Here is a 12,682-nt window from a genome sequence, read left to right on the forward strand (position 1 = left end):
ACCCAATCAAACCCGAAGGAAAACAACCCTCGTATGACTCAAACCGCATCGAACAAATCGCTCGCCGGCAAAACGGCTCTCGTCACCGGCTCGACGAGCGGCATCGGCCTCGCCATCGCCACGGCGCTCGCGCAAGCCGGCGCGAACCTCGTGCTCAACGGCTTCGGCGATATCGACGGCGCCCTGAAGCAAATCGAAGCGACCGGCGTGAAAGCCATGCATCATCCGGCCGACATGACAAAGCCCGATGAAATCGAAGCGATGATCGCGTTCGCGAACGAAACCTTCGGCGCTGTCGATGTCCTCGTGAACAACGCCGGCATCCAGCATGTCGCGACCATCGACGAATTCCCGACCGACCGCTGGGACGCGATCATCGCCATCAATCTGAGCTCGGCGTTCCACACGATGCGCGTCGCGCTCCCGCAAATGCGCGCGCGCAACTGGGGCCGCGTGATCAACATCGCGTCGGTGCATGGGCTCGTCGGCTCGGCAGGCAAGTCCGCCTATGTCGCCGCCAAGCACGGCATTCTCGGGCTGACCAAGGTCGCCGCGCTCGAAAACGCCCGCACCGGCGTCACCGTCAACGCAATCTGCCCCGGCTTCGTGCTCACGCCGCTCGTGCAGAAGCAAATCGACGATCTCGCCGCCCGCGACTCGCTCACGCCCGATGCGGCCCGCGCGAAGCTGCTCGGCGACAAGCAGCCGTCCGCGCAGTTCGTGACCGCGCAGCAGATCGGCGACATGACCGTGTTCCTCTGCTCCGACGCCGCAAGCGAGATGCGCGGCTCGGCGCTGCAAATCGATGGGGGATGGAGCGCGCAGTAAGCGGCGTACGCCTATCGGCGTCATTCCGCCACACTTGAGCGTTTTACTCGGAATCCCCTAAAGAACGTGGGGCCTTTAGCCGTTATGTCCTTGTAATCAGACGCGCGCCGCCTTCCAAAGACGGCGCGTGAATCGGAAGAAGCAAGGACATCATGCGCAATAACCAGCCCGTCACCCAGCAAGCGTTCGAATTTCCCGCCTCGGAGATGCTCGTCTCCGCCACCGATCTCTCCGGCAACATCCAGTACTGCAATCCGGCGTTCGTGTCGGTGTCCGGCTTCTCGCGCGAGGAGCTGATCGGCCAGCCGCACAACATCATCCGTCATCCCGACATGCCGCGCGAAGCCTTCGCCGATCTCTGGGCGACCGTCCGCGCCGGCCGCTCGTGGACCGCGCTCGTCAAGAATCGCCGCAAGAACGGCGATCACTATTGGGTGCGCGCCAACGTCACGCCGGTGATGGAGCACGGCAAGGTCGTCGGTTATCTCTCCGTGCGCGTGAAGCCGACGCGCGAGGAAGTGCGCGACGCCACCGCGCTCTATGCGCAAATGAAAGCCGGCAACGCGTCGCACAGGCTCGTGCGCGGCGCGCTCGTGAAGCACGGCATCGCCGGCAAGCTCGCGGCGATCGCGAACATGCCCGTCAGCGCGCGTCTGGGCACCGCGTTCGCCGCAGTACCCGTCGCCACGTCGATCGCGGCGCTGGCCGGCTGGCGCGGCGCGCCGCCGCTGCCCTTCTGGATCGCGCTGGGCGTGGGCTCGGTGGCGAGCTTCGCGGGCTGGCTCGCGCTTTCGCGTCAGGTCGATGCCCCCGTGCGCACGATGTCCGGCTTCGCCGCGCGCATGGCAGCAGGCGATCTCACCGCCGACATGCCCGATGCGCGCCACGACGATCTCGGCGACGTGCAGCGCGCGCTCGGCCAGTTGAAGGCGAATCTCGCGGCGATCGTCTTCGATGTGCGCGGCCAGATCGGCGGCATGCTCGACGCCGCCAACGAGATTTCCAGCGGCAACACGGACCTGTCGCGCCGCACGGAAATGCAGGCGGCGTCGCTCGAACAGACCGCTGCGACCATGGATCAACTCACCACCACCGTGCAAGGCAACGCCGACGCCACCGTGCGCGCCCTCGAACTCGTCAAGGAAGCGCAGGCCGCGGCGGACGACGGCGGACGCATCGCGAGTCAGGTCGAGCAGACGATGGCGGGCATCACGGCGGCCTCGCGGCGCATCGCGGACATCACCGATGTCATCGACGGCATCGCGTTCCAGACCAATATCCTCGCGTTGAACGCGGCCGTCGAGGCGGCGCGCGCGGGCGAGGCGGGCCGCTCGTTCGCGGTCGTCGCCACCGAAGTGCGCAATCTGGCGCAGCGCTGCGCGGCATCGGCGAAGGAAATCGAAGGCGTGGTGGCGACGAGCGTCGCGCAGATCGAGGAAGGCACGAGCCTCGTCACGCGCACGACAAGCCAGATGCGCGCCATCGACGAAGCGGTCAACCGCGTATCGACGATCATCATGGAAGTCGCGAAGGCGAGCAGCGAGCAGGCCGAGGGCATCGCGCAGGTGAATCAGGCGGTCGCGCATCTCGACGATTCGACCCAGCAGAACGCCGCGCTCGTCGAACAGGCGGCGGCCACCGCGCAGCGCCTCGCGGAACGCGCCGTGGTGCTCGACGAAGCCGTGCGGCTCTTCACGGTCGCGAAAGCTTGAGATCGGGCAGCGTCGAAAAGCGCGTCGCTTGGTACTATCGGGACATTGCCAACGAGGAGTGTGTCCGATGACCGCTGAGAACAATCGCGCGGAAGAAGCGCGAGCGATGGAACGTATCGTCAACGCGACGCGTCAGGTTCAGTCCGCTTTCCTGTCGCTGCAAAAGCACTTTCCGCCCGAAGGCGACGCCCGTCCGTCGCAGATGGCGCTGCAGACTTTCGATGCCGCGCTTCAGGAGCTCGAAGACGCGCAAGCCGCCTTCGACACCATGCTCAACGATCTGTTCGACGGCAACCGCTAGGCGCGCCGTCACGGTCAGGCATTACGCAATTCCGGCACGTCCTCGCTCGGGCCGCTCAGCGCGGCCTCGCCGGTCGTGTCGCTGAGTCCTGCCCACGGCACGCCGTCGCCGGACTGGCGGCGGGCGGCCGCCACGCATGCCTCGACCAGCTCCCTGAACGACACCGCCGCCGAGCTCGTGCGCACGAGCACTTCGCCTTGCAGCGGGCTTTCGGGAAACACGAGCCCGACAATCAGCTCGGCCGATGACGCCCGCTGATGCAGGCGTCGCAGCAGGTTGCGCAAATACGGCGGCGACTCGGCCGCATCGAACGACACCACGCAAATGATCGTCACGCCCGCGAGATCGACTTCGCCGAAGCGTCCACGCGAGAAGCGCTCGTAGCCCGCCAGATCCGCGTACAGGCCGTGCTTGCGAAAAAGCTGCACGGCGATGGTCGCGGCGAGATCGTCGAGTTCGCTTCTCCCCGCGATGCACAGCACCGACGCCGTGTGGCCTTCCTTCTGCGCGTCGAAGCGCGCGGGTGGCGTTTCGTGGACCACACCAGGCGCGTCGTCGGGAGAATCGAGGCTCGCGGGCGGACCTTCCTTGCGCTCGATGGTCACGGCGATATCGTCGGCGTCTTCCAGTCCTTCGATGATGTCGAGCGCGGATTCGTTGATGCGCCTCAACTGTTCCGCCGTCACGACGCCGCGCAGCACGTCGTTGTGGGCGTAGCGCAGGCCTTCCAGCGCGACTTCGTCGTAATACGCAATCAGCGAACGCTCCTTGAGCAGCGTCTCGGCCTGCACGAGCGCTTCGTCGGGATCGTTCGCGAGCAGGCGCTGATAGAAGTTCTCGGCGGGCGTGAGCGCGGGCCGGTCGCCGAACAGCACGTCGAGAAACTCGAGGCGATCGACATGACGGCCCAGAATCACGAGGCACAAGGTAAGCGGCGTCGAGAGCACGAGGCCGATCGGCCCCCAGATCCAGCTCCAGAAGATCGCCGCGACGATCACGGCGAACGGCGAAAGCCCCGTGCTGTGCCCGTAAAGCAGCGGCTCGACGACCTGACCCGCGAGGATATCGGTGACGCCGAAGAGGATGACGGTCCACACGAGCATCGCCCAGCCCGGACCGACCGCCGCCGCGAACACGACCGCGACGATCGCCGCGATCCACGTGCCGACGTAGGGCACGAAGCGCAGCAGCGCGGTCATCACGCCGAACAGGAGCGCGCCCGGCACGCCGATGATCGCAAGCCCGATCGCGATGATGATGCCCACGCTCGCATTGATGCCGAGCTGCGCGAGGAAGTAGCGCGACAGACGCCGGGCGGCCTCGTCCATCGCGGTAGTGGCGCGATGCAGATCGCGCGAGCCGAAAAGCCGTATCAGGCGGTCGCGCAGATCTTCGCGCTGCAAAAGGATGAACACCGCGACGACGAGCACGATGCCCGTGGTTTCCAGCGGACTGATGATGGGCGACAGAAAGCGCTGCGCCAGTTCCAGCGGCGTCGGCGTGGGCTCGTGGACTTCGACGGGCATCGGCTGATCGATCGGCGATGAGGTCGGGTTGTCCTCCTTCTTCTGCTCCTGCTCGCGCGCCGCGGGCGAAAGCCGCTTCAACGCACGCGACGCGCGGCCGAGAAACTCGTCGGCACGGCCCACCGTCACGCGCTGCACGGAATCGATCTTGCGCTCGACCGCGACCTGATACTTCGGCAGATCGCCCGCGAGCTGCGCGACCTGTGCGCCGATCAACGCGCCGACCGCGGTCAGCACGGACAGCGCGATCAACACCGCCACGATCACCGACGGCACCTGACCCAGGCGCAGCCGCCGTAGCAAATCGACGAAAGGCGCGAGCAGAAAGCTCAGCAGAATCGCGAGGATGATCGGGATCATCACCGCGCGGCCAAAATACAGCGCGCAAATGATGATGACGCCCGTCACCAGCGACGCCAGCGCGCGCACGCCGGGCGCTTCGGGCGGCAGGATCTTCGCGGGTGGCCGGCGCGGCCCGGGTGCTTGCGGCATGGGGAATGGCTCGCTTTCTATAGGAAGTCCGGCGGCGCACGACTGTGCGGAGCAAGCAACGGTCAAGCAAGGCGCATGCCGTCGCGACAGCGCCCGTCGCCGTTGAGGTGAGTCTATTCGGGAGCCGAATTCTACTGCAATCGGTTCAACGGTGAGGCGATACGGGAACGAAGCGGGTCCGCGCCGTGCTCTATCGACATGATCGAAACAATCAGTTGGATGCGCGAACCGCGCGCGTGCGACATTGGCTTTTCGCCGCCGCTCTTGGAAAAGGACATCATGGCAGTCGATTCACCCTGCATCAGCATCTGCAAGTTCGACGAGAAAACCGGTCTCTGTATCGGCTGTCTGCGCACGAAGGACGAATGCAGGCAATGGAAGAAGATGAAGGACAAGCATCGCGCGCGCATCATCGACGAAAGACCCAGGCGCCGGGCCAAGCTCAAGAAGCACCGGAAGTAGGCATCGCGAAAGAACAAAGGCTGGACTGGTCGGCGAAAGGGTGATGCCGCGTTTCTTCCCGCGCGCGGACTACACTGAATCAGACTTTGCAGGGAGTCGACCATGACAGTGACTTGTGCCGCATTCGTTTTCGTATCCGCCTTTGCCGCCACATCGGCTTTCGCGCAGTTGCATCCGAGCGTCGAAACCGACATGAACGCGCCGCAGAACAGCACGAAGCTCATGCCGAACGCGCCGCTCGGCAGTCAATATCCGACGCACGGCAACGCGCAGGCGGGCGAGCTCAATCTCAATCCGAGCGATCCGCGCGCGCAGCTCGTCAACGGTCTCCCGAACAATGCCAACAGCGGCGGCTACGGCTCACCGCTCGCGGGCAACAAGGCGAACGTGCCGCGCGGCGAATAGATATCGCGTGAGCGAAGCAACGAAACTCGCGATCACCATTCTCGTTTCGAGAATGGTGATTTGAATTCCGCCGCTATTCTCCTTCTCACGGCAAAAACCGATACTTGATTCAGAGGACGGGACTTCTCCCGGCCGCCAACCGAATCAGGGAATCTGCCGTGAAGATCTACTACCATCCGCTGTCCGGGCATGCGCACCGCGCGCGTCTCTTTCTGAATCTGCTCGGAATCGATCACGAAGCAGAATTCGTCGATCTCGCGGCTGCCGCGCACAAGACGCCCGAGTACCTCAAGCTGAATCGCTTCGGCCAGATTCCCGTGCTCATCGACGGCGATGCCGTCATCGCCGATTCGAACGCGATCCTCGTCTATCTCGCGAAGAAGGCAGGCGCCACGAAATGGCTGCCCGACACCCCGGCCGAAGCCGCCGCCGTGCAGCGCTGGCTCTCGGTCGCGGCCGGTCAGATCGCGTTCGGGCCCGGCGCTGCTCGTCTCATCACCGTGTTCGGCGCGAAATTCAACGCGGAGGAAGTCATCGCCCGCGCGCACGGCGTGCTCAAGGTGATCGATGCGGAACTGGCGCAGCGCGAGTGGATCGCGGATACCGGCGCCGCGCATCCGACCATCGCGGATATCGCGCTCTACAGCTATATCTCGAGCGCCCCCGAAGGCAACGTCGATATCTCCGGCTACGCGAACGTGAACGCGTGGCTTGCGCGCGTCGAAGCGTTGCCCGGCTTCGTGCCGTTCCAAAAGACAGCCGCGGGTCTCGCGGCGTAAAGTAAGCGCGGCGGCTTCCGCCGCCGCGCCTGAATCGAAGAGGCATACGATCATGTCCGCTTCCGCGCTCGCCAATGTTCCAAGAGTCGCCACGCCCTCGCCGTGGCATCCCGGCGAAATCGCCATCCAGAAGGCTTTCGGCGTCGATGAGCGCATGGACAGCGTCGGGCGGCGCGTCGTGCGCGATCACATGCCGGATCAGCATCGCCAGTTCTTCGCGCAGTTGCCGTTCATCGTGGCGGGCGCGGTCGATGAACACGGCGATCCGTGGGCGACGCTGCTCGCCGGGCGTCCCGGCTTCATGCGCACGCCCGATTCGAAAACCCTGTCGATGAGCCGCGCGCGCGATCCGCTCGATCCCGCCGATGCCGGCATGAACGACGGCGCGTCGATCGGCCTGCTCGGCATCGAGATGCACACGCGCCGCCGCAACCGCATGAACGGCGTGATTCGTCGCGATGGCGCGAACGTCGCATTCGACGTGGCCGTCGAGCAGAGTTACGGCAATTGCCCGCAATACATCCAGTTGCGCGACTTCGAATTCGTGCGCGATCCGGCCGTGTCTTCGTCCGTGCAGCCGGTCATGCTCGACGCGCTTTCGCCGCGCGCAAAGGCGATGATCACGGGCGCGGACACGTTCTTCGTCGCGTCGTATTTCGATCGCAAGGACGGGCATCGGCAAGTGGACGTGTCGCATCGCGGCGGCAAGCCGGGATTCGTGCGCCTCGCGGACGACGGCACGCTCACCATTCCGGATTTCGCGGGCAATCTCTTCTTCAACACGCTCGGCAATATCCTCGTGAACGGCCGCGCGGGACTCGTGTTCGCGGACTTCGACACCGGCGACGTGCTGCAACTCGCAGGCGACGCCGAAGTGCTGCTCGATTCCCGGGAAACCGCCGCGTTCCAGGGCGCGGAACGGCTGTGGCGCTTCACGCCGCGCCGCATCGTGTATCGCGCGGGCGCGCTGCCGTTGCGATGGAAGGCGCGCAGCGAGGGCGCGTCGCCCAATTCGCTGATGACCGGCGACTGGGATCAGGTGGCCGAGCGCCTCAAGGCGGCCGCGCTCGCGAACGTATGGCGGACGTTCCGCGTGAGCAAGATCGTCGATGAAAGCGATGCGATCCGTTCCTTCCATCTCGAACCGGCCGATGGCGCGGGCATCGTCCCTCACAAGGCCGGCCAGCATCTGCCGATCCGCATCACGCTGCCGGGCGACGCGAAACCGGTGATTCGCACGTACACGCTGTCGGTCGCGCCATCGGACGGGCTGTATCGCATCAGCGTGAAGCGTGACGGACGTGTATCGGCGCATCTGCACGACACGCTGAAAGTCGGCGACGTGATCGAAGCGCGCGCGCCCGCCGGCGACTTCACGATCGATGCGCTGGAGCATCGCCCGGCCGTGCTGATGGCCGCGGGCGTCGGCATCACGCCGATGCTCGCGATGCTCCGGCACGTGGTCTATGAAGGCCTGAGAAAGCGCCGCGTTCGTCCGGTGTGGATGATCGTGTCGTCGCATTCGCTCGCGAGCCGCGCGTTCGCGCAGGAAATCGATGCGCTCGAGCAAAGCGCGGGCGGCGCGGTGAATGTGATCCGCGTGCTGAGCGATACGAACGGCGCGCGACTCGGGCGCGATTACGATGCATCGGGGCGCATCGACATCGATCTGCTGACGAGCCGCCTGCCCTTCAACGACTACGACTTTTATCTTTGCGGTCCGGGCACGTTCATGCAGTCGATCTACGACGGCCTGCGCGCGCTCAATGTCTCCGACGGACGCATTCACGCGGAGGCGTTCGGTCCTTCGGCGCTGAAGCGCACCGCCGATCGGGGCGCCGACGTGAAGCCGATGCGCCCCGCCGCGACCGAGCCGGTGAAAATCGAATTCCTGAAGTCGGGCACGAGCGCGCAATGGAAACCCGGCAGCGGCACCTTGCTGGAACTCGCGGAAGCGAGCGGCCTTTCGCCGGAGTTCAACTGCCGGGGCGGCACGTGCGGCACGTGCAGGACGCGCATCGCGCAGGGGGCGGTGTCGTATGAAAGCGAGCCGGCTTTCCATGTCGGCGACGACGAAGCGCTGATCTGTTGCGCAGTGCCCGCCGCGGACGACGGCGGCAAGCTGGAACTCGATCTTTGATTCCTGTGTGAAGCGGTCGTGGATTGTGCCCCGCGCATATATCCCCGAGAATGCACGGCATCCTTCATGCTTGCATGCCTCGGGCTCTCCCATGGACCGTTTACAGGCAATGACGACCTTCGTCACGGTGGTCGAAACCGGTGGCTTCGCATCGGCGGCGCGCAAGCTCGATGTCTCGCCGTCGGTCGTGAGCCGCGTCGTGACGGAGCTCGAAGAGCATCTCGGCGTGCGCCTGCTCACGCGCACGACGCGCGTCGTGCGTCTCACCGACGCCGGCAGCGGCTATTTCGAAGACTGCCGGCGCATTCTCGGCGAGATCGATACCGCCGAGCTTTCCGCGACGGGCACGCATTCGTCGCCGCGCGGCCTGCTCTCGATCACCGCGCCGGTGATGTTCGGCCGGCTGCACGTCACGCCGGTCGTGCTCGACTATCTGCGCCGTTATCCCGAAGCCGACGCGAGCTGCTGGTTCGTCGACCGCGTGGTGAATCTCGTCGATGAGGGTATCGACGTGGCGGTGCGCATCGCGCAATTGCCGGATTCCTCGCTGCAGGCGATCAACGTCGGACGCGTGCGGCGCGTGCTGTGCGCATCGCCCGCTTATCTCGAGGCGCACGGCACGCCGCGTCATCCCGACGATCTCGCGGAGCATGTGATCATCGCGTCGACGGGCTCGTCGTCGTCGCCGGAATGGCGCCTGCAGGACGGCGAGCGGCAGTTTCTCGTGCGCGCTCATCCGCGCATCTCGACGACCACCAACGATTCCGCGATTGCCGCCGCGCTCGCGGACTTCGGCATCGCGCGGCTCATGTCGTATCAGGTCGCGCAGGATGTCAGCGAAGGGCGTCTCGTGATCGTGCTGCCCGAATTCGAACCGCCGCCCTTGCCTATCCATCTCGTGCATCGCGAGGGACGCCATGTCACGCAGAAGGTGCGCGCGTTCCTCGATCTCGCCGTGTCGACGCTGCGCGCGGACGATTCGTTGCGCTGAAGCGCGCTAAACATACGCGCCGCGAGTGACATTTCGTCCATCGTCCGGCGAATCGAACGGGCGTTAGCACGACTGCCGTGCAAAGTAGCGGCAAAACATGCAACATAGCTGTCTCGAACGATCGCACCGATCGGCGCGCTTTCGGCTTTTCTGAACCTTTACCGGCTCACGCACCATGACGAATCCAACTGCTCCCTCGAATGAACGCCCGCTCGACATGATCATCTTCGGCGGCGGCGGAGACCTGGCGGCGCGCAAGCTGCTGCCCGCGCTTTATATGGCGCATATGCACTGCAACCTGCCCGCCGACACGCGCATTCTCGCGATCGGCCGCAAGGACTGGGCGCGCGAGGATTACCTCAAGAATTTCATGGAAGAACAGGCGCGTCCGTTCATCGACGCGAAAGCGTTCGACGCGCAGTCGTGGGACAAATTTCTCGCGCTCTTCGACTACGTGCGCGTCGACGTCGAGAATCCCGGCGACTTCCAGCGTCTCGCGCAAGCCGTGCGTCCCGGCTCGCAGCGCGTGCTTTATCTGTCGACGTCGCCGGAGCTTTTCGTGACCATCTGCGAGAACCTCGACAACGCCGGCATTCTCGACGACCACGCGCGTGTCGTGCTGGAAAAGCCGCTCGGCCACGATCTCGCCTCCGCGCGCGCGATCAACGATGCCGTCGGCAAGCATTTCAAGGAAGAGCAGATCTATCGCATCGACCATTACCTCGGCAAGGAAACCGTGCAGAACCTGATGGTGCTGCGCTTCGGCAATGCGATCTTCGGGCCGCTGTGGCAGGCGCCGTACATCAAGAGCGTGCAGATCACGGTGTCGGAGACGGTCGGCGTGGGCAGCCGCGCGGGCTTCTACGATCACACCGGCGCATTGCGCGACATGGTGCAGAACCACTTGCTGCAACTGCTGTGCATCGTCGCGATGGAGCCGCCGGTATCCCTCGATCCGGACGCCGTGCGCGACGAGAAGCTGAAGGTGCTGAAATCGCTGCGGCCGATGACCGTCGCCGATACCGCCCGCGACACCGTGCGCGGTCAGTACACGGCGGGCGCGGTGGGCGGCGAGGCGGTGAAGGGTTATCTCGAAGAACAGAACGTGCCTCCTGACAGCCGCGCGGAAACGTTCGTCGCCGTGCGCGCGCATATCAACAACTGGCGCTGGGCGAATGTGCCGTTCTTCCTGCGCACCGGTAAGCGCATGCAGAATCGCCGCTCGGAGATCGTCATCGATTTCGCGGATCTGCCGTTCTCGATCATTCCGGATGGTCCGCGTCACTACGGCAACCGGCTGACGATCACGTTGCAGCCGGAAGAGTCGATCCAGTTGCAGATGATGGCGAAGGAGCCGGGCAGCGGCATGCACATGCAGCCGGTCACGCTCAATCTCGATCTCCAGCAGGCCATGACGCAACGCCGCGCCGAGGCCTACGAGCGTCTGTTGATCGACGTGATTCGCGGCAGGCTCACGCACTTCATGCGTCGCGATGAACTGGAAGCGGCGTGGACGTGGGTCGAGCCGATTCTCAACGGCTGGAAGGAGCTGGGCGACCGGCCGCGCGGGTACACGGCGGGGACGTTTGGACCGGCGGCGTCGAGTGCGTTGATGGCGCGGGAGAATCAGGCCTGGGCGGAAGAGGCTTAAGGCATCGCGCGATGCGGTGACGTTCGTTCACCGCATCGCGACGTGCGATGTCCGTCTCGCGGCCCACGCCGCGCCCAGCGCCATCACGCCCGACAACACCACGATCCCGCCCAGAATCCCCACGAGCCGCATCAGCGCCGGCATCGGGTCCGACGACCAGTGATGGTCCTGCACGAACACCATGATGAACGCGATGCCGAACTGCCGCCCGACATAGCTCGCGCCTTGCGTGCCCGTCTGCACGTGACAGCCGATCCACACGCCCGCGCACAGCGCCGCCATGCAGGCGAACGCGTTATCGCCCAGTAACGGCAGAAGCGCGAGACTCACCGCACCCGCCAGCAGGCAGCCGATGAAGCGCTGGATCATGCGCTCGGCGATCGGCTTGTGCGTCGGCTTGCCGAGCGCCGATGCCGGCAGAATCAGCACGGCGACCGCCGTCACCATCGCCTGCGCGAAGCCGGACAGGTTCCATGTGTACGCGAGCGACGCCAGGATCATCACCGACCACGCGCTCTGCCACGCGAGGCGCTTGCGCATCGCGAGCGCGATCTGCTCGGCGCGCGCGATGTGCGTCGCATCGAGCGCCTGCACGGCCTGCGCCGCATCGGACGGGATCACGGTGACGGCCTGCGCGTTGACGCCATCGACACGATCGACCGTGGATGCCGCCTGCGCGCGCGGCACCGGCGGCGCGCCGCGCGACTTGCGATAGTGCTGCACGCCCGCATGAAAGAGCGCCGACACGGCCACGCACGCGACCGTTCCGACCACCACTTCCGCGACCCGCAACAGTGCGAACGACGCCGTCGCCGCCGCGGAGACGAGCCGATGCGCCTCGAACGTCACCATCAGCGCCGTCACCGCGCCCAGCACCCACGCGTAACCCGCATCGGACACGAGCGCGCGATACACCGACACACCCACGATCACGCCGAGGAACGGCACGAAGATCCACGGCACGTCGCCGATCATCGCGCCAGCCACCGCGCCGATGATCGCGCCCGCGACCGTGCCGACCACGCGCTGCACGCCGCGCTGCGCGCACGCGGAGAACTTCGACTGCATCACCGCGAAGCCGCTGATCGCCGCCCACCAGATGTTGCTCAGGTGGAACGCATAGGCGAGCGCCACGGCGAGCCCGACGGACAGCATCGCCTGCGTGGCGAAGAGCGCGCGGGCGGGCGTCGGTCTGATCGCAATGAGTTCGCGCCCGAGCGCGGCAAATGCATCGCCGACGATGTGGACGAAAGCGCCCACGGCCGCGGCGCTTTCGGGCGGGATCGTGCGGGCGCTGCGGGAGGAATCGTCGGTCGGCATCGTTCTGGTGATATCGGGCGTCTGTTTGAGCGTAGCCGCCGATCGTCCAGATGCAAAGCCGAACCGCACGCGATG

Annotated in this window: 11 protein-coding genes; 9 read left to right on the plus strand and 2 right to left on the minus strand. The window is 65.6% G+C overall.

The features are described from left to right. The first annotated feature begins 33 nt into the window (after positions 1-33). From ACEN42_RS23135 to ACEN42_RS23145, 3 genes are all read left to right on the plus strand, one after another. Positions 34-828 (plus strand): 3-hydroxybutyrate dehydrogenase, encoded by a 795-nt coding sequence (locus ACEN42_RS23135; RefSeq protein WP_371881613.1) that lies wholly within the window; start codon positions 34-36, stop codon positions 826-828. A gap of 152 nt (positions 829-980) precedes the next feature. Next, positions 981-2,540 carry a methyl-accepting chemotaxis protein gene (locus ACEN42_RS23140; RefSeq protein ID WP_371881614.1) on the plus strand — a complete coding sequence of 520 codons (1,560 nt, stop codon included), beginning with the start codon at positions 981-983 and terminating at the stop codon, positions 2,538-2,540. Between the two features lie 67 nt (positions 2,541-2,607). After that, the gene (locus tag ACEN42_RS23145; protein WP_035502848.1) at positions 2,608-2,841 is read left to right on the plus strand and encodes a hypothetical protein; all 234 of its coding nucleotides are present in this window, start codon (positions 2,608-2,610) and stop codon (positions 2,839-2,841) included. Between the two features lie 14 nt (positions 2,842-2,855). Here ACEN42_RS23145 and ACEN42_RS23150 read toward each other — a convergent pair whose 3' ends face one another. Then, the gene (locus ACEN42_RS23150; RefSeq protein WP_371881615.1) at positions 2,856-4,859 is read right to left on the minus strand and encodes an AI-2E family transporter; all 2,004 of its coding nucleotides are present in this window, start codon (positions 4,857-4,859) and stop codon (positions 2,856-2,858) included. A gap of 279 nt (positions 4,860-5,138) precedes the next feature. Here ACEN42_RS23150 and ACEN42_RS23155 point away from each other — a divergent pair, with 279 nt between their 5' ends. The 6 genes from ACEN42_RS23155 to zwf all read left to right on the plus strand — a co-directional run bounded on the left by ACEN42_RS23155 (position 5,139) and on the right by zwf (position 11,287). After that, positions 5,139-5,321, plus strand: a complete 183-nt coding sequence (locus ACEN42_RS23155; protein ID WP_187605437.1) for a DUF1289 domain-containing protein — start codon at positions 5,139-5,141, stop codon at positions 5,319-5,321. A 102-nt stretch (positions 5,322-5,423) separates the two neighbouring features. Next, a complete protein-coding gene (locus ACEN42_RS23160) occupies positions 5,424-5,726 on the plus strand; it encodes a hypothetical protein (RefSeq protein WP_371881616.1) in 303 nt (100 codons plus the stop codon). Positions 5,727-5,884: 158 nt separating this feature from the next. Further along, positions 5,885-6,505, plus strand: coding sequence for a glutathione S-transferase family protein (locus ACEN42_RS23165; RefSeq protein WP_371881617.1), 621 nt, complete (start codon positions 5,885-5,887; stop codon positions 6,503-6,505). Between the two features lie 52 nt (positions 6,506-6,557). After that, positions 6,558-8,645, plus strand: a complete 2,088-nt coding sequence (locus tag ACEN42_RS23170; RefSeq protein ID WP_371881618.1) for a pyridoxamine 5'-phosphate oxidase family protein — start codon at positions 6,558-6,560, stop codon at positions 8,643-8,645. Positions 8,646-8,736: 91 nt separating this feature from the next. After that, positions 8,737-9,636: a LysR family transcriptional regulator gene (locus ACEN42_RS23175; RefSeq protein WP_187605433.1), complete on the plus strand. Its 900-nt coding sequence runs from the start codon at positions 8,737-8,739 to the stop codon at positions 9,634-9,636. Between the two features lie 175 nt (positions 9,637-9,811). Further along, complete coding sequence (gene zwf, locus ACEN42_RS23180) at positions 9,812-11,287, plus strand: glucose-6-phosphate dehydrogenase (RefSeq protein WP_035502837.1); 1,476 nt, start codon at positions 9,812-9,814, stop codon at positions 11,285-11,287. Positions 11,288-11,314: 27 nt separating this feature from the next. Here zwf and ACEN42_RS23185 read toward each other — a convergent pair whose 3' ends face one another. Next, complete coding sequence (locus tag ACEN42_RS23185) at positions 11,315-12,607, minus strand: FUSC family protein (protein ID WP_371881619.1); 1,293 nt, start codon at positions 12,605-12,607, stop codon at positions 11,315-11,317. Positions 12,608-12,682: the final 75 nt, after the last annotated feature.

Source organism: Caballeronia sp. S22 (assembly GCF_964261745.1).
GTDB classification, from domain to species: Bacteria; Pseudomonadota; Gammaproteobacteria; order Burkholderiales; family Burkholderiaceae; genus Caballeronia; species Caballeronia jiangsuensis.